The 25,386-nt window shown below is 62.1% G+C and carries 23 protein-coding genes; 11 read left to right on the top strand and 12 right to left on the bottom strand.

The annotated features are described in order from the left end of the window. Nucleotides 1–81: 81 nt before the first annotated feature. From ACFFNA_RS26495 to rpsF, 4 genes are all read right to left on the bottom strand, one after another. Nucleotides 82–1,389: a cyclopropane fatty acid synthase gene (locus ACFFNA_RS26495; protein WP_111549234.1), complete on the bottom strand. Its 1,308-nt coding sequence runs from the start codon at nucleotides 1,387–1,389 to the stop codon at nucleotides 82–84. Between the two features lie 282 nt (nucleotides 1,390–1,671). Further along, complete coding sequence (gene rplI / locus ACFFNA_RS26490) at nucleotides 1,672–2,256, bottom strand: 50S ribosomal protein L9 (RefSeq protein WP_378922854.1); 585 nt, start codon at nucleotides 2,254–2,256, stop codon at nucleotides 1,672–1,674. A 266-nt stretch (nucleotides 2,257–2,522) separates the two neighbouring features. Then, nucleotides 2,523–2,771, bottom strand: coding sequence for a 30S ribosomal protein S18 (rpsR, locus tag ACFFNA_RS26485; protein WP_006203718.1), 249 nt, complete (start codon nucleotides 2,769–2,771; stop codon nucleotides 2,523–2,525). Next, complete coding sequence (rpsF, locus tag ACFFNA_RS26480; RefSeq protein WP_023761609.1) at nucleotides 2,771–3,271, bottom strand: 30S ribosomal protein S6; 501 nt, start codon at nucleotides 3,269–3,271, stop codon at nucleotides 2,771–2,773. The genes rpsR and rpsF overlap by 1 nt, the downstream gene beginning before the upstream one ends. A 461-nt stretch (nucleotides 3,272–3,732) precedes the next feature. Here rpsF and ACFFNA_RS26475 point away from each other — a divergent pair, with 461 nt between their 5' ends. Then, nucleotides 3,733–5,379, top strand: coding sequence for a pilus assembly protein TadG-related protein (locus tag ACFFNA_RS26475; RefSeq protein ID WP_378922851.1), 1,647 nt, complete (start codon nucleotides 3,733–3,735; stop codon nucleotides 5,377–5,379). A gap of 48 nt (nucleotides 5,380–5,427) precedes the next feature. On the opposite strand, the gene ACFFNA_RS26470 is transcribed toward ACFFNA_RS26475, so the two are convergent. Beyond that, nucleotides 5,428–7,356 carry an LTA synthase family protein gene (locus ACFFNA_RS26470; RefSeq protein WP_378922849.1) on the bottom strand — a complete coding sequence of 643 codons (1,929 nt, stop codon included), beginning with the start codon at nucleotides 7,354–7,356 and terminating at the stop codon, nucleotides 5,428–5,430. A gap of 276 nt (nucleotides 7,357–7,632) precedes the next feature. On the opposite strand from ACFFNA_RS26470, the gene fabD reads away from it, so the two are divergent. The 7 genes from fabD (at nucleotide 7,633) to gmk (ending at nucleotide 14,177) form a co-directional block, all read left to right on the top strand. After that, a complete protein-coding gene (gene fabD / locus ACFFNA_RS26465) occupies nucleotides 7,633–8,586 on the top strand; it encodes an ACP S-malonyltransferase (RefSeq protein WP_111549238.1) in 954 nt (317 codons plus the stop codon). Nucleotides 8,587–8,646: 60 nt separating this feature from the next. Then, on the top strand, nucleotides 8,647–9,384 hold the full coding sequence (gene fabG / locus ACFFNA_RS26460) for a 3-oxoacyl-[acyl-carrier-protein] reductase (RefSeq protein ID WP_111549239.1): 738 nt from the start codon (nucleotides 8,647–8,649) through the stop codon (nucleotides 9,382–9,384). Nucleotides 9,385–9,596: 212 nt separating this feature from the next. Next, a complete protein-coding gene (locus ACFFNA_RS26455; protein ID WP_006203723.1) occupies nucleotides 9,597–9,833 on the top strand; it encodes an acyl carrier protein in 237 nt (78 codons plus the stop codon). Between the two features lie 34 nt (nucleotides 9,834–9,867). Then, nucleotides 9,868–11,130, top strand: a complete 1,263-nt coding sequence (fabF, locus tag ACFFNA_RS26450) for a beta-ketoacyl-ACP synthase II (RefSeq protein WP_378922843.1) — start codon at nucleotides 9,868–9,870, stop codon at nucleotides 11,128–11,130. Between the two features lie 102 nt (nucleotides 11,131–11,232). Beyond that, on the top strand, nucleotides 11,233–12,468 hold the full coding sequence (gene mltG / locus ACFFNA_RS26445; protein ID WP_378922841.1) for an endolytic transglycosylase MltG: 1,236 nt from the start codon (nucleotides 11,233–11,235) through the stop codon (nucleotides 12,466–12,468). 158 nt (nucleotides 12,469–12,626) lie between these two features. After that, nucleotides 12,627–13,517 carry a YicC/YloC family endoribonuclease gene (locus tag ACFFNA_RS26440; RefSeq protein ID WP_378922839.1) on the top strand — a complete coding sequence of 297 codons (891 nt, stop codon included), beginning with the start codon at nucleotides 12,627–12,629 and terminating at the stop codon, nucleotides 13,515–13,517. A 3-nt stretch (nucleotides 13,518–13,520) separates the two neighbouring features. After that, on the top strand, nucleotides 13,521–14,177 hold the full coding sequence (gene gmk, locus ACFFNA_RS26435) for a guanylate kinase (protein WP_111549243.1): 657 nt from the start codon (nucleotides 13,521–13,523) through the stop codon (nucleotides 14,175–14,177). Between the two features lie 119 nt (nucleotides 14,178–14,296). Here the strand turns inward: gmk and rsmA are convergent, their stop codons facing one another. The 7 genes from rsmA to ACFFNA_RS26400 all read right to left on the bottom strand — a co-directional run bounded on the left by rsmA (nucleotide 14,297) and on the right by ACFFNA_RS26400 (nucleotide 22,242). Further along, nucleotides 14,297–15,130, bottom strand: coding sequence for a 16S rRNA (adenine(1518)-N(6)/adenine(1519)-N(6))-dimethyltransferase RsmA (gene rsmA / locus ACFFNA_RS26430; protein WP_111549244.1), 834 nt, complete (start codon nucleotides 15,128–15,130; stop codon nucleotides 14,297–14,299). Between the two features lie 25 nt (nucleotides 15,131–15,155). Then, complete coding sequence (gene pdxA / locus ACFFNA_RS26425; RefSeq protein ID WP_378922836.1) at nucleotides 15,156–16,172, bottom strand: 4-hydroxythreonine-4-phosphate dehydrogenase PdxA; 1,017 nt, start codon at nucleotides 16,170–16,172, stop codon at nucleotides 15,156–15,158. Nucleotides 16,173–16,185: 13 nt separating this feature from the next. Continuing rightward, complete coding sequence (locus tag ACFFNA_RS26420) at nucleotides 16,186–17,124, bottom strand: peptidylprolyl isomerase (RefSeq protein WP_167458840.1); 939 nt, start codon at nucleotides 17,122–17,124, stop codon at nucleotides 16,186–16,188. Nucleotides 17,125–17,215: 91 nt separating this feature from the next. Continuing rightward, nucleotides 17,216–19,657, bottom strand: coding sequence for an LPS-assembly protein LptD (locus ACFFNA_RS26415; protein WP_167458841.1), 2,442 nt, complete (start codon nucleotides 19,655–19,657; stop codon nucleotides 17,216–17,218). Beyond that, nucleotides 19,657–20,742, bottom strand: a complete 1,086-nt coding sequence (gene lptG, locus ACFFNA_RS26410) for an LPS export ABC transporter permease LptG (RefSeq protein ID WP_208647201.1) — start codon at nucleotides 20,740–20,742, stop codon at nucleotides 19,657–19,659. The genes ACFFNA_RS26415 and lptG overlap by 1 nt, the downstream gene beginning before the upstream one ends. Then, nucleotides 20,739–21,941, bottom strand: coding sequence for an LPS export ABC transporter permease LptF (lptF, locus tag ACFFNA_RS26405; RefSeq protein WP_111549248.1), 1,203 nt, complete (start codon nucleotides 21,939–21,941; stop codon nucleotides 20,739–20,741). Before lptF ends, lptG begins: the two co-directional genes overlap by 4 nt. Then, nucleotides 21,928–22,242, bottom strand: coding sequence for a hypothetical protein (locus ACFFNA_RS26400; protein WP_378922833.1), 315 nt, complete (start codon nucleotides 22,240–22,242; stop codon nucleotides 21,928–21,930). Before ACFFNA_RS26400 ends, lptF begins: the two co-directional genes overlap by 14 nt. A 51-nt stretch (nucleotides 22,243–22,293) precedes the next feature. Here ACFFNA_RS26400 and ACFFNA_RS26395 point away from each other — a divergent pair, with 51 nt between their 5' ends. The 3 genes from ACFFNA_RS26395 to ACFFNA_RS26385 all read left to right on the top strand — a co-directional run bounded on the left by ACFFNA_RS26395 (nucleotide 22,294) and on the right by ACFFNA_RS26385 (nucleotide 25,338). Further along, entirely contained in the window at nucleotides 22,294–23,784 is a 1,491-nt protein-coding gene (locus tag ACFFNA_RS26395; protein ID WP_378922831.1) for a leucyl aminopeptidase, read from the top strand. A 28-nt stretch (nucleotides 23,785–23,812) separates the two neighbouring features. Then, nucleotides 23,813–24,262, top strand: a complete 450-nt coding sequence (locus ACFFNA_RS26390) for a DNA polymerase III subunit chi (protein WP_378922829.1) — start codon at nucleotides 23,813–23,815, stop codon at nucleotides 24,260–24,262. A gap of 116 nt (nucleotides 24,263–24,378) precedes the next feature. Continuing rightward, the gene (locus ACFFNA_RS26385) at nucleotides 24,379–25,338 is read left to right on the top strand and encodes a DUF262 domain-containing protein (protein WP_378922827.1); all 960 of its coding nucleotides are present in this window, start codon (nucleotides 24,379–24,381) and stop codon (nucleotides 25,336–25,338) included. Nucleotides 25,339–25,386: the final 48 nt, after the last annotated feature.

Below are 25,386 nucleotides of genomic sequence, written 5' to 3'. Positions count from 1 at the left end.
TGGCCCCGGTTTTGGGAGAACGACATGCATAAAACAAAGACCTAAAGCGCGTCGCATGGGTCCGTTCAAACGCGACGCGCTTTAGTCCGCAACCTTGCGGCGGCGAGCTGGCTTAGCAGCCGGGCTCTTTTTGATGGGATTGATGGGAGCCGTTTCACGGTGTCCCATATCGCGCATCTCAAGCGCCTTCTCGCATTTGGCCATGTAGTCGCGCGTCATCGGCAAGGTGTCGTTCTTCTTGGCGAGCTGGATCTGGAAGATCACGAGATCCTGCCAGCGGAAAGCGGCTTCCGAAGCGGCCAGGTAGAACTCCCACATGCGGCAGAAGCGCTCGTCGTAGATCGCCTTGGCCTTGTCGCGGTTGGCGGCGAAGCGCTCGCCCCAGTGCTTCAGCGTGTCGGCATAGTGGAGGCGCAGGATTTCGATGTCGGTGACGACCAGCCCCGACTTCTCGATCGCCGGCATGACTTCGGAGAGCGCGGGGATATAGCCGCCCGGGAAGATGTATTTGCGGATGAAGGCGCTGGTCGCCCACGGCACGCCGGAGCGGCCGATCGTGTGCAACAGCATGACGCCATCCGGCTTGAGCAGTGTCGCGCTCTTGTCGAAGAAGGTGCGGAAGTGGTTGACGCCGACATGTTCGAACATGCCGACCGAAACGATGCGGTCGAAACGCTCGTTGAGCTCGCGGTAGTCCTTGAGCTCGAAATGCACGCGGCTTTCCAACCCTTGCGCGTGCGCGCGGTCGGTGGCGACGCCATGCTGTTCGGTTGACAGCGTCACGCCTTGCACGTCGACGTCGAACGCCTTGGCGAGATAGAGGCCGAGCCCACCCCAGCCGGAACCAATGTCGAGCACCGTCTGGCCCGCCTTCAGCCTGAGCTTGGCGGCGATGTGGCGTTTCTTGGCGGCCTGCGCTTCGTCGAGCGTCATGTCCGGCTGCTCGAAATAGGCGCAGGAATACTGCATGTCGTCATCGAGGAAGAGCCGGTAGAGGTCCCCCGACAGGTCGTAGTGGCGCTGCACGTTGCGGCGCGAGCGCGAAGCGGTGTTGATCTGCTGCAGGCGGCGGAAGGCGTGGCGCAGGCCTTCGATGGCTTTCGACCAGGTGGCGTCGATGCCGCCGCTGCCCATGTTCTGGAAGGCGATGCGCATCACACCCAGCACGCCACCTTCGAGAATGTCGAGTTCGCCGTCCATGTAGGATTCCGGCACCGCCAGCATCGGATCGAAGGTGATGGCGCGCTCGGCATGCGCGGTCTTGATGTGCATGTGCACCGGCTCGCCGCTGCCGTCGCCGAACACCACTGTCGAGCCCTTGGGGCCGGTTACCTTGAGATTGCCGGTGCGCACCAGGCGGTCGAGAACGCGCTTCAACAGAATATTCATGACCAATATCCCCTCTCGGCCAGACAGGCTGTCTCGGCGCATCACCCCGAAAATCGATTTTCGGAAAGCGATCATGCGCCAAACCAAAGCTCTACAGCGTCCTTTGCGCGTCCAAAGGGCGCGCGACGCTATAGTCTGCATCAATATATAGGGGTTCGAAAAGTTCCATTTGGCACAAAAATGCCCGGGCGAGAGACCCGGGCATTGGTCCAGTATGGCTGACGCCGACTGGGAAGCTAAAATGCGGCACGCCCCGGCGGGGCGCACCGGCAACTCAAATCGTCAGGCGTTGTCTTCGCCGCCTTCGAACTCGGTGTTCGGGTCGAAGAAGTTTTCCGGCCGGGCATTGTCGTTGATGTCGTCGCCGTAGATGGCTTCGGCGGTGGTCAGCGTCTCGCCCTTGGCCTGGCGTTCGGCCTCGTCGGCCGTACGGGCGATGTTGAGCGTGATCGTGACCTCGACTTCCGGATGCAGCGCGATCGCCACATTGGTGAGGCCGATGGTCTTGATCGGCTGGTTGAGCAGGATCTGGTTGCGGTTGACCGTGAAACCTTCCGCCGTCAACAGATCCGCGATGTCACGGGTCGACACCGAGCCGTAGAGCTGGCCGGTTTCGCCAGCCGAACGCACGGCGATGAAGCTCTTGCCGTCGAGCTTTTCGGCGACCTCGGTGGCTTCCGACTTGCGCTCGAGGTTGCGGGCTTCGAGCTGGGCGCGCTGGCCTTCGAACTTCTTCTTGTTGGCTTCGTTGGCGCGCAGCGCCTTGCCCTGCGGCAGCAGGAAGTTACGAGCAAAGCCGTCCTTGACCTTGACGGTATCGCCCATCTGGCCGAGGCGGGAAACGCGTTCGAGAAGAATGACTTCCATGGTTTTGTTCCTTCGGTTGGGCGCCAGTCATTGGGATCGACGCCGAATGTCTTGGGAACAGGTCAGGAAGCTTGGGGCGCGCCTTGGCGCCGGTGTCGCTGTCCTGCCTGTTCAGGCAGTTAGGATCTCTTTTCGAAATCCAACTCGGGATTTTGTCGTCGACCCGGTCGCGCCCGTCACGGCCGGTAAAAAGCGGGCGGCAAGCCGCCCGCTGCCTAGACCATGATCCCGAAAAGTTGGAAAAGATCATGGTTAATTAAAAGGCCTTAGCGAACCACGTAAGGCAGCAGGCCGAGGAAGCGGGCGCGCTTGATCGCCTTGGCGAGTTCGCGCTGCTTCTTCTGGCTGACGGCGGTGATGCGCGACGGCACGATCTTGCCGCGCTCGGAAATGTAGCGCTGCAGGAGACGCACGTCCTTGTAGTCGATCTTGGGCGCGTTGGCGCCGGAGAACGGGCAGGTCTTGCGGCGGCGATGGAACGGGCGCCGGGTCGGGATCTGGTTGATGTCGACCATTATTCTGCACCCCCTTCAAAGCCTTCGCGCGGACGGCGCGGACCACGATCGGCACCGGCGTCGCCGAACGAGCGCGGCGGACGATCGCCACGATCGCCGCGATCACGGTCGCCGAACGAGCGCGGGCCACGATCGCCACGGTCACGGTCGCCGAAGCCGCCGCGTTCCGAGCGCTCTTCGCGCTTCTGCATCATGGCCGACGGGCCTTCCTCATGCGCCTCGACCTTGATGGTCAGGAAACGCAGCACGTCTTCGGACAGGCCCATCTGGCGCTCCATCTCGTTGAGCGCGGCCGGCGGGCAATTCAGGTCCATCAGCGTGTAGTAAGCCTTCCGGTTCTTGTTGACCCGGTAGGTGAGGGACTTCAGTCCCCAGTTCTCGACCCGGCCGACGGACCCGCCATTCGCGGAGATGACGCCCTTGTACTGTTCGACAAGCGCATCGACCTGCTGCTGCGAGAGGTCCTGCCGGGCAAGAAACACATGTTCGTAGAGAGCCATAGTGTATCAGTGCCTTTCTTCGTTTCTCTCCCGGTTCCCGGCGGCAAAAGCCTCTGCAACTTCTCTGACCCGCAAACCCTCGAAGGGCACGGGGAAGAAAGGAGCATGACGAGACGGTCGAGAGCGGAGACACGGGAGGCGGAAGCGCTTCTGGCTTCACACGAAGGTTTTCGAAAAAACCTCCGGCCCTCCGTTCAGCCCCCAGCTGGGACCGGCAGATTGGGGGCGTCTATACAGCAATCCGCCCATAACGCAAGCGCAAGCGGCATTCCCTCGTGTCGCAGGGACGGAAAAATCAAGCAGCAACAACTGCCGGGCTTTGTGGTTCTGGCAATCAGGCCTTAACCACACTGTCAGGTTGTGTGGAGTTGAAACCCCGCCGTCAACGGTCGATTCATCATGGGAGGCGAGAAGCCAGGATAAACCGCCTACAAAAGCGGCAAGCATTTCCGGGGGTAAGGATGCTTCTCAACAAGTTCTGGCGCTCGACGAGCGGCAATTTTACGCTTGTGATGGGACTGGGGTTGCCGGCCATCATCACGGCTATCGCCTTCGCCACTGATGTCTCCACTCTCATGCGGGCCAAGAGCAACCTGCAGAATGCCCTCGATGCGGCAAACCTTGCTTCTTCGCATCTTGGCGATCTCGACATCACCCGCAATGACGCCTTCGACCGCTATTTCCAGGCCAACATCGCCGGCCATGGCGAACTAGGCAATGCGAAGGCGACGCTGACCGTCGACAGGGGCATCAACTTCGTCAAGACAAAGGCGGTTGCCTCAGCCGACGTCAATCTCAACTTCGCCTTCCTGTTCGGCAAGGACAAGCACATCGAGGTCGATGCCTCCGCCGCCGAATCGAACAACCAACTCGAAGTCGTGCTGGTGCTGGACAACACCGGCTCCATGGCCGGCGCGCGCATGACGGCGTTGAGGACGGCGACCAAATCATTGCTCGACACGCTTGAGGCGACAAAATCGCCGACGCGCGAGATCCGCGCCTCGCTGGTTCCGTTCGTCACGGCCGTCAATGTCGATGGCGACGAATTCGATCCGTCCTGGATCGACATGGACGGCAAGTCCTCCACCAACGGCGTCAATTTCCCGGTCATCGACGGCAAGCGTCCCAATCATATGGCGCTTTTCAAGCAGCTCAAGCTGACCGGATGGACCGAGCCCGGATGGAACAACACCGGATGGAAGGGCTGCGTCGAGGCGCGACCGGGCGCTTACAACATTTCCGACACCCCACCCGACCAGGACAAGCCCGACACGCTGTTCGTTCCGTATTTTGCGCCGGACGATCCGGAAGTTGCCCAGAAGCCGTCTGCCTCCTACGGCAATGCGGCGAGATACTACAACAATTCCTATCTCGACGACGGCTACGACAAGACCAAGCTCGCCAAGCAGAAAGGCAACCTTCTCGGCATCGATCTCAGCGATCTCGTCGGCGATTTGGTGACGCCCGGCAAGTCTGCCAAGGAAAAGGTCGCCAAATATGTTGCGCCCGCCAACGAGCTCATCACCGAGACGGGCACCCCCATCACCGTCGGCCCGAACCGCGCTTGCCCCACACCCGTCGTTCCCCTGACCGACGATTTCGACAAGCTGCGCAAGGCGGCAAGCGAGATGACCGAGTGGAACGGTTCGGGCACCAATGTCTCCGAGGGCCTGTCGTGGGGCATGCGGGTGCTGTCGCCCGCCGCGCCCTACACCGATGCAGCGCCGTGGAAGACGCCTGGGATCAGCAAGATCGTGCTGTTGCTCACGGACGGCGAGAACGTCGTCTACGGCGCCAGCGAACAGCCGACGAAGTCCGACTACACATCCTATGGCTATCTGTCAGGTGGCCGTTTCGGATCGGACGACCAGACGGCCGCGGCGCGCAATGTCGACGGCTGGACCAAAAGCGTTTGCACGCAATTGAAGAACGAGGGCGTACAAATCTACACCATGGTGCTGCAATCCGACACAGCCGCCAACCGCGCGCTTTACAGCGCCTGCGCTTCGGATCCGAGCGGCTATTATGCCGTCAACGATCCAACCAAACTGCCGGACGTGTTCCAGCAGATCGCCAACAAGTTTTCGAAGCTGCAATTGACGAATTGAACGCGTGACCCGAGGGCGCCGGGCCTGATCCTCACGAGATCGATCGGCTCAACTTGTATGGGCGACAACCTTGTCGACCGTTTCGGGGAAGAAGTCCGGCGCCGCGAGGCGTTTGCCGAACATCATGTCGTACTGCAGCAGGCGGAAATCGCGGATCGCCGGGTCGATCTCCTTCTGCCGCGCCCAATCGGATGTGGCCTCGCCCGTCGGCGTCAGCAACAGGTTGCGGTCGACGACGCGGTAGCGTTCGCGCATCTCACCCAGGAAGCCGGTGTAGTAAGGGTGGGTGATGCCGGCGGTGGTAAGGATATGATAGGGCAGGAAAGCCGGGCTCACCGCGCCCAGGTTCTCGACCGGACCGGAGTGGTTCGACCAGATGATCAGCGGCGTCTGGTGATGGTCAAGTGCGGCTTCCGGCGTCGGTTCCTTGCGCGGCGCGACATTGTCTTTCATGAAGCCGGTTTCGACATAGACCGGCCCCAGCGGCGGCAGATGGTCGCCGAAGAAGGCGATCACGGTGGGACGGGAGCGTTTCTTCGCCCATTCGACAAGGCGTTCAAGGCCGCGATCGGCGTCGGCTGAGCCCTCGGCGTAGCTGAGCAGCGATTCGCGCGCCCACTGGCTGATCGGTGCCTGCACCGTGTGTGTCGGATTGTAATAGCGGTTCGGCTCGTAGGGGCCGTGGTTTTGCAGGCTGACCGCAAAGAAAAACACCGGTTCATCGCTGGCGTCGGCCTCGCTGATGATCTCGTCGGTCATCGCAGCGTCGGATGCCAGCGGCCCGCGCTTTTGCAAGGGCGGCAACGTCTCTTCGGATTTGAAATCGTTGAAGCCGAAATCAGCATAGACCGCGCCACGGTTCCAAAACCAGTTGGTGCCAGGATGGATGGCGCGCGCCCGATAGCCCTGGCTCTTCAGGAAGGTTGCGAGCGAAGGCGTCGGCGTGCGCACATATTGCTGATAGGGGATGCTGCCCGCCGGCAGGAAGGCGTTGGAAAAGCCGGTCAGCGCCTCGAACTCGATGTTGGCGGTCATGCCGCCGAATTCGGGCGAGAACATCGAGCCCGAGCGCAGCGCCCGCACGTTGGGGATCGGGTCGGGCGTGATGGTGACGCCGGGCAGCTTGGTCGGATCCCAGAAGGATTCGCTCATGACGATGATGATGTCGGGCTTCTCGGCCGGCACCGAGGCGGTCACATCGGTCCTGTCGATCGCCGCGATTGCCTTGTCGGAATAGCCGGGCGGCGCCGAGACATGCGCCATCGGCACGTTGAGGGCGAAGGCCAGGGCAAAGCCGTTGGAGGCATAGTTTTCCTTCTGGTCCCACATGATCGGGATGATCTGCAGCCGGTCCCTGGTCCAGGAGAAGGTGGCGTAGTCCATGATCGAAACGAAGAAGGCGAGCAGCGGCACCGCCAGCGTCAGCCGGGCAAGGCGGCCCTTGCGGCTGAGCGCCGGAACCTTGCGGCGCCACAGCCGCCAGCCATAGACGAGCAACGACAGGCCGCCGACGATGCCCACGACCATGGCGAGCGCGGTCATCGGCCGGTCGCGCACCAAGAGCGGCAGCAGCGCGAAGATCTGGCGGGCATAGAGGAAATCGGTGGGATAGAGCGGATCGCCGAGATAATGCGACTTCTGGTGGCCGACGAAGGCAAGGGAAAGCGTCAGCGGCGCGACGATCATCAGGCTCTGGTGGCTGCGGCCGAGCACGGCATCGAGGCCGATCAGGATCAGCGCAAACACGACGATGGTGGTCCAGCCCGGCTTGAGCGGCTGCAGGAAGAAGGAAACCGTGCCGGCAAAGTCGCCGCGCACGATCAATTCGATGGCAAACACCAGGACCGCCGCGATTGCCAGGCTGATCAGCCCATAGCGCACAACCGGCCATCTCCTGCCCGGCAGATAGCCGGTGGACGGATCGTCTTCCAAGAACTGTGGCGCGGGCTTGCCGGCGCGTTTCGAACTCTTTGCCACTTTAACTTCCCACCCAGCGACAAACACGTCACTCGATTGTCATAGAATTGTCACGCAAAGCTAGCGCCTGTGGCGGAAATAAGAAGAGCCAGCAAACGATTCGTGAGCGGTTTTCATCAGGAGTGATCGCCAAAAAGCTTTTCGGAACAGGCACTCGGCCGGAGATGGTGCCGCCGGGCACGGTCAAACTGGGCTTGACTTGGCGGCCTGCCTTGCGTCACAGGCAAGAAAAACTCGACTATCAGGCAAGCAAAACCAGCCCTTGGGAGCCCTCGCATGGCCGTTGCATTCACCTTTCCTGGACAAGGCAGCCAGGCTGTCGGCATGGGCAAGGATCTCGCCGATGCCTTTCCCGAGGCGCGCAGGATCTTCCAGGAGGTTGACGATGCGCTTGGCGAAAACCTGTCGAAGCTGATCTGGGAAGGACCGGAGGAGACGTTGACGCTGACCGCCAATGCGCAGCCGGCGCTAATGGCGGTGTCGCTGGCCGCGATCAGGGCGCTGGAATCGCGCGGCTTTGCGCTGAAGGACAAGGTCGCCTATGTCGCCGGCCATTCGCTGGGCGAGTATTCGGCGCTCGCGGCTGCCGGCTTCGTTTCGGTTGCCGATGCCGCCCGGCTGCTGCGCATCCGGGGCAATGCCATGCAGGCGGCGGTGCCGGCCGGCGAGGGCGCCATGGCGGCGATCATCGGGCTGGAACAGGCGGATGTCGAAGCCGCCTGCGCCGAGGCTGCCCAAGGGGCTGGCAAGGGCTCTGTCTGCCAAGTGGCGAACGACAATGGCGGCGGCCAGCTGGTCATTTCCGGCGCAAAAGCCGCAGTGGAACTGGCGGCGAGGCTTTGCACGGAAAAGGGCGCCAAGCGGGCGCTCATGCTGCAGGTTTCGGCGCCTTTCCACTCCGCACTGATGACGCCGGCGGCCGAGATCATGCGCGAGGCCCTGGCCAGCGTGGCGAAGGCCGCGCCGGTGGTTCCCATCGTCTCCAACGTCACCGTCACCCCGACCAATGACCCCGACGAGATCGCGCGACGTCTGGTCGAGCAGGTGATTGCCCGCGTGCGCTGGCGCGAGACAGTGGAATGGTTCGGCGCAAACGGCATCACCACGCTTTACGAGATCGGCGCCGGAAAGGTGCTTTCAGGCCTGGCGCGGCGCATCAACCGCGACATCGCCACCGCGTCGGTCGGCTCCGCGGCTGATGTCGAGGCGGCATTGGCGACGCTTGCTTAATCGAATGCCATTTGACCCCACCCGTGCGAAGGGTGTTCTCTTCTCAATCAGGAGACAAAAATGTTCGAATTGACTGGCCGCAAGGCACTCGTCACCGGCGCATCGGGGGGCATTGGCGAGGCGATCGCCAGGGTGCTGCATGCGCAAGGCGCCATCGTCGGCTTGCATGGCACCCGCGTCGAGAAACTGGAGACGCTGGCCGCCGAACTTGGCGACCGGGTCAAGTTGTTCCCGGCCAACCTGTCGAACCGCGACGAGGTCAAGGCGCTCGGCCAGAAGGCGGAGGCCGATCTCGAAGGTGTCGACATCCTGGTAAACAATGCCGGCATCACAAAGGACGGGCTGTTCGTGCGCATGTCCGACGCCGACTGGGACACCGTGCTCGAGGTCAACCTGACCGCTGTGTTCAGGCTGACCCGCGAACTCACCCACCCGATGATGCGCCGCCGCCACGGCCGCATCATCAACATCACCTCGGTGGTCGGCGTCACCGGCAATCCCGGCCAGACCAACTACTGCGCCTCCAAGGCCGGCATGATCGGCTTTTCCAAATCGCTGGCGCAGGAGATTGCCACCCGCAACATCACCGTCAACTGCGTCGCCCCGGGCTTCATCGAATCGGCGATGACCGGCAAGCTCAACGACAAGCAGAAGGAGGCGATCATGGCGGCGATCCCGACGCGCCGCATGGGCACCAGCGCTGAAGTCGCATCCGCCGTCGCCTATCTCGCCTCCAACGAAGCCGGCTACGTCACCGGCCAGACCATCCATGTGAATGGCGGCATGGCGATGATCTGAACGAGGTCCAGCGGAGTTGTTGCCGGCTTGTGAAAAGAGACCATTTCGGCTTGGACCTCAGCTATTTTTCGTGTAATGCGGCCCGCAACCCGGCGGTTCGGGCAAAAACCGGTCCGTAGCCGTTGCGTTTCCGGCAGGACCATCTTTCAGCTTGATTAGCGGCATTCTGCCCGCTAACGAAGACAGACAAACAAAAGACGAGGATGCCCCAAATGAGTGACACCGCAGAGCGCGTCAAGAAGATCGTCATCGAGCACCTTGGCGTCGATGCCGACAAAGTGACGGAGCAGGCGAGCTTCATCGATGATCTGGGCGCCGACAGCCTCGACACGGTCGAACTCGTGATGGCGTTCGAAGAAGAATTCGGCGTCGAGATTCCCGACGATGCGGCCGAGACCATCCTGACCGTCGGCGATGCGGTCAAGTACATCGACAAGGCATCGGCCTGACGCTTTCCGCAGTCATCACCGGGGAGAACCTGCGATGAGGCGTGTCGTCGTCACGGGCCTTGGGTTGCTGTCGCCGTTCGGCATGGGCTTCGAGCACAGCTGGAAGGAACTTCTGACCGGCCGCAGCGCTGCCAAACGTATCACCGAGTTCGAGGTGGAGGATCTTGCCTGCAAGATCGCCCACGTCATTCCGCGTGGTGACGGCAGCAATGCCACCTTCAATCCCGAGGCCGTGCTCGAGCCGAAGGAATTGCGCAAGATCGGCGACTTCATCCTGTACGGGATTGCCGCCGCCGACGAGGCGCTGAAGGATTCCGGCTGGGAACCCAAGACCCATACCGAGCAGTGCGCCACCGGCGTGCTGATCGGCTCCGGTATCGGCGGCATCGAAGGCATCGCCGAGAACGCGATGATCCTCAAGGAACGCGGTCCACGCCGCATCAGCCCTTTCTTCATCCCCGGCCAGATCATCAATCTCGTCTCCGGACAGGTCTCGATCCGGCACGGGCTGAAAGGCCCGAACCACGCTGTCGTCACGGCCTGTTCGACCGGTGCGCACGCCATTGGCGACGCTGCCCGGTTGATCATGTGGGGCGATGCCGACGTGATGGTCGCCGGTGGCGCCGAAGCGCCGGTGACGCGACTGTCGATCGCCGGCTTTGCCGCATGCCGGGCGCTGTCGACCGATCGCAACGATGCGCCGCAAACAGCATCGCGCCCCTATGATCGCGACCGCGACGGCTTCGTCATGGGCGAGGGCGCCGGCGTCGTCGTGCTTGAAGAGCTCGAACATGCCAAGGCGCGCGGCGCCAAGATTTACGCAGAGGTGACCGGTTACGGCCTCACCGGTGATGCCTATCACATCACCGCGCCCGCCGAAGACGGCGACGGCGCCTTCCGCTGCATGACGGCGGCGTTGAACCGGGCCAAGCTGACGCCTGCCGATGTCGACTACATCAACGCGCACGGCACCTCGACCATGGCCGACACGATCGAGCTCGGCGCCGTCGAGCGGCTTGTCGGCAATGCCGCATCGAAGATTTCGATGTCGTCGACCAAGTCGTCGATCGGCCATCTGCTGGGGGCGGCGGGTGCCGCCGAAGCGATCTTTTCGATCCTCGCTATCAGAGACAATGTCGCGCCGGCGACCATCAACCTCGACAACCCGGAGCGCGAGACCGCGATCGACCTTGTGCCCCACAAGCCGCGCGCCCGCCAGATCGACGTTGCGCTGTCCAATTCCTTCGGCTTTGGCGGCACCAACGCTTCGCTCGTCTTCCAGCGCTACAATGGCTGACCGTCCAACTGCCGGGCGACGCTTCGGCATGTCGTCAATTTTGCCATATTCGCCCCTACTCTGCCGCAGGGGATTCGTTGAGCGATCAAACGGCAGGGCAAAATGAACACAAATCCGGCGGGCAACGGGGAATTAGGACAGCGTCCGGCATCGGGTCCGATCGTGCCGAAGACAGCGAGCGAGGCCTTGCGGCCGGAGGCCGGCACGCCGCCGCCGAAGCGCTCGCGTGCGTCGCGCAGCCAGGTCGTCGTGTTCATGAACTTCGTCATCTCTTTGGTGATGCTGATGGTTCTGGCGGCGGGCGTCGCGCTGTATTTTGGCAAGCAGGAATTCACCGAAGCTGGCCCCTCGGCCAATGGCGACACCTTCCTGGTCAAGCCGAACACCGGCGTCCAGGATATTGCCGAACAGCTCGAACGACGCGGACTGATCAGCGACGCCCGGGTTTTCCGCCTTGGCGTGCGCGCCTTCGGCAATGATTCGGCGCTGAAGGCCGGTGAGTACGAGATCAAGCCCAGGGCTTCCATGCGCGATATCATGGAGCTTTTGAAGAGTGGCAAGTCGGTGATGTATTCGCTGACCGTTCCGGAAGGGCTGACGGTCGAGCAGGCGCTGCAGCGCATCGCCGACGAGCCTGCCTTGAGCGGCGATATGCCGGCGACCACTCCCCCCGAGGGCAGCCTTGCCACCGACACGCTGCGCTTCACGCGCGGTGCGACGCGCCAGCAGATGGTCGACAAGCTGCTGGCGGATCAGAAGAAGCTGGTCGAGGATGTCTGGCAGCGGCGCGCGCCGGACCTGCCGCTGGCCAATGTCGAAGAGTTCGTCACGCTGGCCTCGATCGTCGAGAAGGAAACGGGCAAGGGTGACGAGCGTTCACGCGTTGCCGCCGTCTTCCTGAACCGGCTGGCCAAGGGCATGCGCCTGCAATCCGACCCAACCATCATCTACGGTCTGTTCGGCGGCAAGGGCAAGCCGGCGGACCGGCCGATCTACCAGTCGGACATCCAGAAGCAGACGGCCTACAACACCTATGTGATCAACGGCCTGCCGCCGACGCCAATCGCCAATCCGGGTCGAGCAGCACTGGAGGCAGTGGCCAATCCGTCGAAGACCGACGATCTCTACTTCGTCGCCGATGGTACTGGCGGGCATGTCTTTGCCGCGACGCTGGAAGAGCACAATGAGAACGTCGCCCGCTATCGCGCGCTGCAGAAGAAGCAGGCCGATGACGCCGCCAAGGCAGCTAATACCACCGGCACTGGCGACAGCAATGCCGACAAGCCGGATGACGTTGGCGACGACAGCGGCGGCGGTGATGCGGGCGCTGCCCAGTAGGACGAAGAAAGGCGTTGCCCATAAGGCCGCGTCCTGACATTGGAAAGAGCGCCGCGCGTCTGATTTCGATGCGCCTGCGGCGCAGTCATTTTTAAGCCGCACGTGCTCTTCTCCGGAAAACCGGTTTCGGAGTGATGTGCCAGGGACTTGTGGGCGATATGAATTTGCAGAGCATGACCGGTTTTGCACGTGCCGTCGCCGAGCATGAAGGCACCGCGATCGCCTGGGAGGTCAAGTCCGTCAACGGCAAGAGCGTCGAGGTGCGGCTGCGATTGCCGCAAGGCTTCGAGCGGCTGGAACCGGCCGTCAGGCAGACGCTTCAGAAGCGTTTTGCGCGCGGTAATTTCCAGGCGACGCTGACCATTGGCCGAGCCGCCGGCGCGCAGGCGCAGCCAGTCGTCAACGAAGTTTTTCTGAAGGATCTGGCGGGGCTCGCCAAGCGGTTGCAGGAGCAGTTCGGTGTTGCCCCCGCGACATCAGACGGATTGCTTTCGCTGCGCGGCGTGCTCGATATTCCCGAAACGGTCGAAACCGAAGAGGTGCGCGCCGCGCTCGACATCGCGATCACGGCCGCGCTCGAGGTGGCCCTCAAAGGACTGGAACAGGCGCGGCAGGGCGAAGGTGCCGCACTGGCTCTGCTGCTGGCGGGCCATATCGACGCAATCGAGGCGCTGACGCTGCGAGCCGAGGCGGATCCATCGCGCGAGACAGCGGCGATCCGCGAACGCCTCGCCGAGCAGGTCAGGCTGCTGATGGACGCTTCCGCCAACCTGGACGCAAGCCGGCTGCATATGGAGGCGGCTTTCCTGGCAACCAAAGCCGATATTCGCGAAGAGATCGACCGCCTGAAAACGCATGTCGCATCTGGTCGGGCGCTGCTTGAGAGCGGCGGCGCGGTCGGCCGCAAGCTCGATTTTCTGGCACAGGAATTTAACCGCGAATCGAATACGCTGTGCTCGAAGTCGAACGCCGCTACGGTCACAGCGATCGGGCTGGAGCTGAAGGCCGTGGTCGACCAGTTTCGTGAACAGATCCAGAATCTGGAGTAGCCAATGGTTGCCAAGGATTTAGGGTCCCGCATTCGCCGCCGGGGCCTGATGCTCGTCCTGTCGTCGCCATCCGGCGCCGGCAAGTCGACGATCGCGCGCAACCTTCTGGAAAGCGATTCCAGCCTCGAACTGTCGGTCTCGGTCACCACCAGACCGCGCCGCGGCAGCGAGATCGAGGGTGTTCACTATCATTTCCGGACGATGCGCGATTTCGAGCGGCTGCGCGATTCCGATGCGCTGCTGGAATGGGCCGAAGTGCACGGCAATTGCTACGCGACACCGCGCGAGCCGGCCGAACTGGCGCTGGCTCAAGGGCGCGACATGCTGTTCGACATCGACTGGCAAGGCGCACAGCAGCTCAAGGAGAAGATGCGCGCCGACATTGTCTCGATCTTCATCCTGCCGCCGTCGATGAAGGAATTGAAGGCGCGGCTGAAGCGTCGCGCAGAAGACCAGGAGGCGGTGATCGAGACGCGGCTGAAAAACGCCCGCAACGAGATCGAGCACTGGAAGGAATATGATTTCGTCATCATCAATGACGACCTCGACCGCGCCTTCGCCGAAGTGCGCGGCATCGTCGTCGCGGAGCGGCTAAGACGCGATCGTCGGCCGGGCCTGTTCGATTTCGTCTCTGGACTGTTGGACGAGAAGACGAGCTGATGCTTCTTCCTTCTCCCCGTTCACGGGAGAAGGTGGCCCGAAGGGCCGGATGAGGGGCGGGAGCAGCATTTCAAGGTTCTGCCTGCCGGCATCTTCTTCCGTAAACGGGGAGAAGAAAGCTACACCGTGTTGGTCAGGCGTACGAATTCCTCGACGCTGAGTGTTTCGGCGCGGCGTGTCGGATCGATGCCGGCGCGTTCGAGCAAGGCTTCGCCGCCGAGGCTTTTCACGCTCTGCCTCAGCATCTTGCGGCGTTGGCCGAAGGCGGCTTCGGTGACGCGGCCGAGTTTTTTCACGTCAGTGGGCAGGGGTGTCGCCCGCGGCTCCAGGTGCACCACTGAAGAGGTGACCTTGGGCGGCGGCGTGAACGCCTGGGGCGGCACGTCGAAGGCGATCCTGGCCTGCGTACGCCAGCCGGCCAGCACACCAAGCCTGCCATAGGCATCGCTGCCGGGTGTGGCGACGATGCGCTGAGCCACTTCGCGCTGGAACATCAGCGTCATCGATGCATAGAAGGGCGGCCATTCGCTGACCGTCAACCAGCGCACCAGCAGCTCTGTGCCGATATTGTAGGGCAGGTTGGCGATGATCTTTACCGGGCCGCCTGCTCCCCCACTGGCAAGTGCTGCGAAATCCGTCTTCAGCGCATCGCCGGATACAATCTCCAGCCGGCCGGGATAATGATCGGACACTTCGGCAAGGGCAGCCAGGCAGCGTTCGTCGCGCTCGATGGCAATGACATGACGCGCCCCGTTGGCAAGCAATGCGCGGGTCAGCCCGCCGGGGCCGGGACCGACCTCGATCACGGTCGCATCGGACAAGTCGCCGGCGGTGCGGGCGATCTTGCCGGTGAGGTTGAGGTCGAACAGGAAATTCTGGCCGAGCGCCTTCTTTGCCTGCAGCCCATGACGCTCGATCACCTCGCGCAGCGGCGGCAGCCCGTCGATGCTCATGCGCGCAGGCTCGGGCAGGAAGCGCTCATGCGGCCGCGGCCCTTGCGCCGCTGTCGGCCAATCGCTTGGCAAGCTTCAGCGCCGCCATCAGGCTGTCGGGCCGCGCCACGCCTTTGCCGGCGATGTCGAAGGCGGTGCCGTGGTCGGGCGAGGTGCGGATGAAGGGCAGGCCGAGCGTGACATTGACCGCTTCGTCGAAGGCCAGCGCCTTGGCCGGGATCAGCGCCTGGTCATGATACATGCACAGTGCTGCGTCGTAGCCGGCCCGTGCCCGGGCGTGGAACAACGTGTCGGCGGGCAGGGGGCCGAAAGCGTCGATGCCTTCGGCACGCAGGATGTCGACCGCCGGGCGCACGATCCGCTCGTCCTCGAGGCCCATGGCACCGCCTTCACCCGCATGCGGATTGAGCCCGGCAATGGCCAGCCGTGGCCTGGCGATGCCGAAGCGGGCGATGAGATCGGCGGCGGTGATGCGCGCGGTCGCGACGATCAATTCGGTGGTCAGCGCCTTGGGCACCGCAGCCAGCGCGATGTGGATGGTGACGGGGACGGTGCGCAGGTCGGGGCCGGCCAGCATCATCACCGGCATCGCCTCCACGCCGCTGTGTTGGGCCGCCAGATGCGCCAGATATTCGGTGTGGCCGGGAAAGTGAAAGCCGGCATCGTAGAGCGGTTTCTTGGCGATTGGGCACGTGACGACGGCCGAGGCTTCGCCGGCAAGGCAGTCGGCGACGGCGCGGTCGATGGCTTCGATGGTGGCGGCCGCATTGGCCGGGTCCGGCCGGCCGGGGCTGTCGATGCAGCGAGCGGCCAGCGGAACGATCGGCAGGGCGCGGGCAAACACCTGCGCCGCTTGCGCCGGCGTCGTTTCAACGATCGGCAGCGAAATGCCGACGAGGCGCGCCCGGGAAGCGATCAGCGCCGGATCGGCGAGCAGATAGAAGGGAGGCAAGGCGGCAGCCTCGCGCGCCATGAAGGCGGCGATGGCAATCTCCGGCCCGATGCCGGACGGATCGCCGGCGCTCAGGGCGAGCGCAATCACTGTGCTGCCCACGTCAGCGCTTGACGATGCGGGCTTTCGCCTTCAACTCGTCGACATATTTCTTGCTGAGCTCGTCGGCGTTCTTGTCGCCACCGGAGCCTTCGTTCTGGAACACCATCTGGGCAACCTTGTCGTCGGACACTTCGCGCGACGAGCAGATGCCGATGAATTCGACGCCGCGCTCGGTCTCGCGCGTGACGGTAGCGCCACCGACTTTGGTTGCCTTGATCTGCTCGGCCCAGTCCGCCGGCAGTTGCGGCGCCAGCACCCGGCCCAAATCACGAACGGTGACGTCGATCAGGCCCTTGGCGAATTCATGCGTCGTGCTGCAGCCGTTGAAGCGGGCACGCATGGCGTCGGCCTCACGCTTGCGCTTGGCCAGCGTCGCGCTGCGCTCGGCGGCCGGCACCACGAAGATGATCTGCTGCAGCATGTACTCGGTGGCGCTCGGCTTGGCGCCGCCTTTTTCGAGCATCTTCCTGACGAGGTCCTGTTCGCTGACGGCGCCGGTGCCATCACCGGAACGGTAACGCGCGCTCAAGGCCTGGTTCCAGGCCATTTGGGCGCGGATGAATTCCTTGAAGTGGCCCTTGCTGACGCCTGACTTCTCCATGACGCCGTCGAGCTGGCTGAGCTGCATCTTGTTGCTCGAGGCAAAGCGCTGGTAGGCGGCCTCGACCTGCGCGTCGCTGATGCGGATACCAAGCCGCTTGGCCTCGGCCATGCGCAGCGTCTGGTCGATCATTTCCTGGGCGGCGTCGCCCTTCTTGCGCTGCAGCTTCAGAAAGGCGGCGCGATGCGCGATGTCGCCGGAGGTGACCGGAACGTCGTTGACGACGTATTTGATCTCGCTGGCGAAAGCTGGCGGCGTCATCACGGTGACCGACACGGATGTCACCGCCAAAAGCAGCGCGAACCCTGCTGAAAAGAGGTATTTCCTCATCGTTGGCATCCCAATTCTATCCCGGTTCCGCCCAATTCTATGCGTTCCGGGTGCGCAAAATCCCTGCCAGCCCTATGCGGCGAAACGATGTCGCCGACTGTTACTGGATCGTGCCGAGGGCATTGCTCGACGAGCCGAAATCGCCGAGGGTGCGGAACGACAGGTTGAAGCCGATGCTCTGCGTCACCTCCCTGGTGTTCAGGTCGCGCGACTGCGAGTACGACATCAGATAGGTGAAGCAGGAATCGTTGTAAGCGAAGCCGACGCCGTCGCTGACCAGCAGGCTTTCCTGCAAATCGTAGGTTCCGGTTCCGAAGACGCGCCAGTTTTCGGCGAGATGAGTCGACGCGCCAAGCGTGACCTCGTGGCGGTCGGTCGTGAAACCGTAAAGCGGCTGTGCCTGGATGAAGGCGTATTTGGCGGTCAGCGATACCGGCAGGCCGGTGTAGGCGGCCTTTAGCTCGCCACGGCGCATTTCAAAGCTCTGTTCGTCGAAACGGCCGCTAACCGAGGCAGCGAAGCCATTGGGGCTGTTGACACCAAACAGGCCGACATAGTCCGACTTGGTGGTGTCGAGGCCCGAATAGGCGCCGACATTGACCAGATCCGGCGCGGCGAAGGAATTCTCGCCGCCAATCTGGTAGGATTGGCCGAAAATGGCATTGGTGCCCCAGCCATTGCCGTAGGAGCCGGAATAGCGCAGGCCGACATTGGCGCGCGAACCGCCTTCCACCCGGTCATAGCCGGAGAACTTGTCGCGTTCGAACAACGTGGTCGCGTCGAAGACCATGCTTTGGGCGTCTTCGTTGGGAACGGCGAGCCCGCCGACATACTGCTCGTTCGGGCGCATGAAGACCTGTGCCATCGGCTCGAACACATGGCTCGAATTGGCACCCGAAAACAGCACTGGCCAGCGCATTTCGAGCCCGGCAGTTGCCATGTAACGGGCAAACGACGAGCGCATGTCGTCGCGGGCATTTATCTCAGGGTTCAGCGCCATCTCGTTGATGGCGGCAAGCGAGGCCGATGACGCGTTGACATAGTCGGCGTCGCCCTGCAGCGCGAGCAACGGCGTCAGCACCAGCCCGCCATCGGTGACGAAGGTCCGCTTCCACTCGGCCTCGGCGGTGAGGCGCCCGGATTCGCCTTCGATGCCGCGAACACGCTGAGTTGGAGTGAGCGAGTTGTATGGGGTCGAAAAGGCCTGGTCGAGATCGTCGCGGTGGATGACGCGTGCGTTGACATTGAGCGACAACTGGCCCCCAGCCACCGATACGTCGGGAATATAGGCATAGTCGAGCGTCGGCAGCACCCAGGGCTGCTGGTTGCTGCGTGCGGAGATATTGCTGTTGGGCGTATCTTCCTGCACCTCGAAGTGCATGGCGCGCAGGTCGAAATAGTTGCGGCCGTTGAGACCCGTCAGGTAGACCGACGACTGGTGGACGCTGCTGCTGTACTTGTCGATGCTGTAGGTATTCGAGAAGTTCTTGTCGGTCTGCAGCAGCACATCCCAGCCGAAATTCCAGCGCGGATTGATGGCGAACTGGCCCTGGGTGCCCATCATGCCGCGGAATTTGTTCGGATCTCCAACTCCACCCGAATTGATGTTGTGGCCAGAGGTGGCTGGGAATCCAGCCGTGTCGAGGAAGGCATCAGGATCCCGCTGCTGAATCCCGGCGATCTTCAAACTGTACTGGCCATTGTTGAAGCGCTGGCGCCACTCGGCCTCACCGAGGAAGCCCTGCTTGGTGTAGCCGGTGCCGGTGACGGTCAGGTCGTAGGTCGGTGACAATGCAAAATAATAGGGAACCTTTACGCCGACGCCGAGGTCGCTCTTGTAGACGATGCTGGGGATCAGGAAGCCGCTCTTGCGTTTCACTGTCGGGTCGGCGATCTCAAACGCGGGCAGATAGGCAAGCGGGAAGCCGAAGAACTCGAAATTCGCGTTCTCGAAGCGAACCGTCTTCTTCTCGCCGTTCCAGATGATTTTCCTGGCCTTGACGCGCCAGGTCGGCGCCTTGTCGGGCTTGTCCTCGCACGGTTCGCAGGCGGTGTAGACGCCATTGTGGAACGTGGTCAGCACGCCGCCCATGCGCTCGGCGCTTTCGGCTGCGAAATAGGCCTTGTCGATGGTTTCGACGCGCAACGCGTTGACGAAGCCGTCGGCAAAATCATCGGTGATGTCGATATGTTCCGAATTGATCTTGGTGCCATCGCTGTTGATGACCTCGACATTGCCGCTCGCGACCATCCGCTTGGTATTGCGGTTGTATTCGACCCGCTGGGCGACAAGGCGATTGCCACCGTAGTCGATCTGCACGCCACCGACGGCAGTCACCGTCTGGTTGTCGTTGTTGTAGACCAGCGTATCGGCAGCCAGCAGCATCTGCGAGCCGGACGGAACTGTGGCCGCCATGTCGCTGACGTCCTGCGCAAGCGCGGGCATCGGCACGGCGCAGGCAAGCAGGCACGCCAAGGCGCTGGCCGCATAGAGGCGCGCCAAACCGGCCTGCCTGTTGCTGGGCAAAAACGCCTCCCTCACTAGCCGTCTTCCTTGTATAGCAGGAAAGTCACCCCGAAGAACATAGCCACCACGACCGGTACCCAGGCGGCTACGACAGTCGGCACGAACCCCGCCACGCCGAATGCCTTCACCAGCACCGAAACGACATAAAGCAGAAAGCCGGCGACGATGCCACCCAGAATCATCGTCGCTGACTGTCCCATCCTAGCAAATCGCATTGAAACCGTTGCCGCAATCAGCGTCATGGCGACGAGAAGGAACGGCAACGCCACGAGCGAATCAAACTGCATGGCAAAGGCATTTGCCTTGAGGCCGAACGAGCGGGCAACCTCGATTTTTCCGGGCAGGTCATAGAAAGGGATGGTTTCGGGGCGCGCCAGCCGCTCCTGCACGAATTCGGGCTTCAGATTGGTCGGCACGCGATCGCTCGCCGATGCCTGGATCGTGCCGTTCTGGAACGTCTTGACGTCCTGCAATTCCCAATAGCCGTCGCGCAGGAAGGCGCGCGCGGCGTCCTTGCGCTCGACGATGTTGCCTTGCGGGTCGAGAATGAAGAAGACGACATCGGCCATCTCGAGGCCCTGGTTGAGGATCGCGCGCGCGCCAATGATGGTGTCCCCGGAACTGGTTTTCTGCCGGATCCAGGGTGCGGCATCGGCCGAAACCGTGTTCGATTTGCCGGAGCGCAGCTGGGTTTCGATCTGCTCGGACCAGGAAAAGGCGTGCGCGGCGAGTGGATTGATGACGCCAACCGACAGGACGCCGAACAGCAACGCTCCGATGCAGCACGGCAACAGGAATTGCCAGGCGGAAACGCCGGCGGAACGCGCGATGACCAGCTCGTAGCGCCGGTTGAGCGACACCAGTGTCGCCATCGCCGAGAAGAGGCCGACAAACGGCACCGTCTGCAGCATGATCATCGGCATCCGCAGTCCGGAAATGGCCACTGCCGTCCCGTAGGTGAAGCCAGGCAGGCCGGTGGTGCGGCCGGAAAGCTCGGTGAAATCGATCAGGAACACCAGCGCCAGGAGGCCGATGAAGAACCAGATGGTGATCGTCACGTAGCGGAAGAAGAAATAGCGGCCCAGCGTCCAGCCCATCAGCTGACCCCTTGCCCAGAAGTGCCGCGCCCGGACAGACGCAGCTTCAGCGCGTTCCAGCTGTCACCGATGCGAGTGGCGAAGTTCGTCATCCAGTCCGCCCAAGCTATCGGCAGTTCCATGGTCCGGTTGGAGACGATGAACCAGATCGCCACCGCCGAAGCCACAATGGGCACGCCATAGACCATATAGGCGTATTGCGGGATCTCATCGGCCTTGCTGGCGGCAAAGAAGCCCAGCCAACGCACGAACAGCGATATCGAAATCGCCGTGATCAGCGGATTGACGCGCGCCTCGCGGTGCGAGCGAGCGTCCCCCGCGACCGCGAGCGCGATCAGCGCGAAGACGATGGAATAGGTCCATTCCGAAAACCGCTGGTTGAGCTCGGCCCGGTATTCAAGGGGAATTTGTTGGTAGTTCTTGTCGTTGAGGTTTGGATTGAGCAGGTACTGGGTCGTCTGGTCCTTCGGCAGCAGGTTCACCTCCGAAGCCGCCGCCATGAAGGCCGACATGTCGAAGGCATAGGATGTGAACCGGATGACCGACAGGTCGCCGGTCAGCGTTTTGCGATGGATGACGCCGTCATTCATCATCAGCACCTTTTCGCCGCCGCGTTCGATGATGTTGCCCGTCTTGGCGTAGTAGACCAGGTTGACCCCTTCTTCGCGCGAATCGGCGACGAAGATGCCGCCCAGCCGATTGTCGGGAAGCCGCTCGCCGATCTGCAGGAACAGCCCATCCTCGATCTTGCGGAAGGTGCCTTCCTGGATGATCAGCGACAACAGATCCGCGTGCGACGCCGCCACCAGGGCCCGGTTTTTCTGCCGTGCATAAGGGTCGATGCCGTTGTCGACGGCAAAGGAAAAGACGCTGGCGGCGAGTGCCAGAAGCATGATCGGCCGCACGATCGTCCAGCGCGAGGCGCCCGCGGCGTTGACGACGGCGAGCTCGGAATCTGAATTCATCACGCTGAGTGTCTGTGCGACCGCCACCACCACCGCAAAGGGCACGACGATCGGGATGATGGAGGGAAGGATGAGAGCGGCGACCTCGAAGAAGGTCAGCGACGACTGGCCGCTGTCGGTGACCAGATCGATCTTGGCCAGCACCTGCGTCGTCCAGACGATGGCCAGCGTCCACACCAGCGCCGCCATGAAGACCACGAAAGCGCGGCGCATGATGTAGCGTTCAATGACCTTCATGAAGGCTTTTCTCGATCTTCTCGAACGGCATCATGCCACCGCACAAGGTAGCTGTCCGGCGGCGCCTGCACAACTGGCTCCATGGATGGTCGATCCGGTTCCCGTCCCACATCACGCGCCCCCGGCGGGTCGGAGTGTCGGCGGCAATGGATAAGAAAGGGCAAACATCGATGGTTAACAACAGGTTGCGGCAAAAAGCGGGGCCGCGCCGCGAAGAATCACCATCGATTCCGTTGGTCATATGGGGTGCGAATTTGGCAAAGTCTTGCCAAATGCAGGAAAACGACCAAATGTCGCGCATCGCTTCGAACCACTTCCCCAAAAGCTACGCATTTTCCGAAAGCAGGACATGATGAGCCAAAGACCGTCGATCGCCTTCGCCAAATTTTCCGCACCCAAGACTGGCACGGTCTTCGTGCTGTCGGCGGATGAGGGCGGCCTGAGCGATGCCGCCAGGGCTTGCGATCCGGGCAAGACATTGGAGCGGGCCTTTCCGGTCGCCGAGTTCACCGGCAAGTTCGCCAGCTCCGTCGAAGTTCTGGCGCCGGAAGGAACGTCGCTCGACAGGCTGGTGGCGATCGGCGCCGGCAAGGTGTCGGGGCTCGACGAATATGCGTGGTTGAAGCTTGGCGGCACCATTGCCGCGTCGCTGCGCAAGGCGAACGACGTGGCCGTGGTGCTCGAAATGGTCGGCGCCTCGCCAAGCGGCAAGGACGCGGCAAGCCTCGCGGCGGGCATTATTCTGCGCAGCTATTCCTTCGACAAGTACAAGACCAGGAAGGACAAGGACGAGGCCGAGCCGAAAAAGCCGGTCAAGGTCACCATCCAAACCGCCGCTCCGGCCGCTGCGAGAAAGGCCTTCGCTGAGGTCGAGGCGGTGATCGACGGCGTGCTTCTGGCGCGCGACCTCGTCAACGAACCGGCAAACGTGCTTGGGCCGGTTGAGTTCGCCGCCCGCGCCAAGGAACTCGAGGCGCTCGGCGTCAAGGTCGAGATCCTGGCCGAGAGGGAGATGAAGAAGCTCGGCATGGGCTCGCTGCTCGGTGTCGCGCAAGGCTCGCCGCGCGGCGCCCGCATGGCGATCATGCAGTGGAACGGCGGCAAGCCAAAGGACAGCCCGGTTGCGTTCGTCGGCAAGGGCGTCACGTTCGACACCGGCGGCAATTCGATGAAGCCGGCCTCCGGCATGGAGGACATGAAGGGCGACATGGGTGGCGCCGCCGCCGTCACCGGCCTGATGCATGCGCTGGCCGCGCGCAAGGCGAAGGCCAATGTCGTCGGCGTCATCGGCCTGGTCGAAAACGCTGTCGACGGCCATGCCCAGCGCCCCGGCGACATCGTCATTTCGATGTCGGGCCAGACCATCGAGGTGCTCAACACCGACGCCGAAGGCCGCCTCGTGCTGGCCGACGCGCTGTGGTACTGCAATGACCGCTTCCAGCCGAAATTCATGGTCAACCTGGCGACGCTGACCGGCGCCGTCATGGTGGCGCTCGGCCAGCACTATGCCGGCATGTTTTCCAACAATGACGAACTGGCCGAAAGGCTGACGGCGGCGGGGCAGGCGACGCAGGAGCGGCTGTGGCGCATGCCGCTCGGCGCCGAATACGACAAGCTGATCGATTCCAAGAACGCCGACATGAAGAACATTGGCGGCCGCTATGGCGGTGCCATCATCGCCGCGCAATTCCTGCAGCGTTTCGTCAAGGAGACGCCATGGGCGCATCTCGACATTGCCGGCACGGCGATCGGCTCGCCGTCGAACGAGATCAACCAGTCCTGGGGTTCCGGTTTCGGCGTCAGGCTGCTCGACCGGCTGGTGCGAGACAATTATGAGCAGTGAGCGGGTTCATCCGGTATAGGCTGACGCGATGGCCGACGTCCTGTTCTACCATCTGACCGAATCGACGCTCGAGGATGCGCTGCCCGGCCTCCTGGAGCGCAGCATCGACCGTGGCTGGCGCGCCGTGGTGCAGACCGGCACCGAGGAGCGCCGCGATGCGCTCGACCAGCATCTTTGGACTTTTCGCGACGATTCGTTCCTCGCCCATGCAACCGACCGTGAGGCCTATCCCGGTGAACAGCCGATCCTGTTGACCACCGGCGACGGCAATCCCAACGAGGCAAGGATCCGCTTCCTGGTCGATGGCGCCATGCCGCCCGAACTTGGCGGCTACGAGCGTGCCGTGTTCCTGTTCGACGGCCACGATGCCGCCCAGGTCGAGGCGGCCCGGGGGCACTGGAAGACGATGAAGGACGCCGGCCATGCCGTCACCTACTGGCAGCAGACATCAGACCGCCGCTGGGAGCGCAAGGCGTAGGCGAGGGTTGGCTACGCCTCGAAATATCCGGATGGAGTGAGCCAAATATTGGCTTTGCCAGTCGCTCAAGTATAAATCAACTGCTATTCATGCACTAGCGACACTCGGAGGTTGGAATGCTTGAGAAAGAGATTGAGGATGCTAAGCGCCTCGTAAAGACGGACGCCTATCAGATGTCTGTTGGTGAGATTATAAATATGTATAGAGATGGTGAGTTGATTATAAATCCTGATTTCCAACGCTTGTTCCGCTGGGAGATTGGCCAGAAATCAAAGCTAATTGAATCTCTTTTGCTTGGAATTCCTCTTCCGTCCATTTTTGTATTCGAAAAAGACGACACGAAATGGGAACTTATTGATGGCCTGCAACGTATCTCCACATTGCTTGAATTTATGGGCGTGTTAAAGAACCCGACAACAGGCCAGAGTGAGATACCTAGCTCACTGGTCGCAACAAAGTATCTTCCATCGCTCGACAAAGTTGTTTGGGACAAGTCTCCAGAAATCCAAGATGTTCCCGTTGATGAACAAATCCCCTTGCCCGGCCCGCTTCAATTGGCTGTCCGACGTAGTCGCCTCAGCGTTGAGATCTTAAAACGACCTAGCTCCAATGAGACGAAGTATGACCTATTCCAGCGGCTAAATGCAGGCGGAACGCAAGCCAACGCTCAAGAACTGAGAAACGTTATCGTCATTATGGTAAGCCCTGCCTATTATCAGTTTATGAAGGAATGTTCTCAGAGACAGTCATTTTTAACGGTGCTTTCAGCTAGTCCAGATCAGCTCGAAAAGCAGAGGGATATGGAGTATGTGTCCCGTTTCTTTGTGCACACATATATTCAGTTCGATGGAAAGTTGGACGTTGAGGATTTCATCGACAAAAGTATAGTCGATCTGGCAGCTACCGCCGAAACACAGCAAGCCGCAGAGACTTTCAACGCCACATTTGATCTCCTCCACGAGGCATATGGCAATGACGCGATCCGCCGTTTTAACAACGGCCAGCCGACCGGGCGCGTAGTGCTAGCCCGTCTTATGCACGACGACCCGTCTGAGAGGCTGGCGGATGTAGCTTAAGCGATTGATGTGGCGTAGGATTTTGGTGCTGAAGCCATTCCTGTCGCC

The organism is Mesorhizobium kowhaii (assembly GCF_042431665.1).
In the GTDB taxonomy this organism is placed as follows: Bacteria; Pseudomonadota; Alphaproteobacteria; order Rhizobiales; family Rhizobiaceae; genus Mesorhizobium; species Mesorhizobium kowhaii.
Note: the sequence above shows the minus strand (reverse complement) of the source record. Positions and strands in the feature narration are given on the sequence as shown.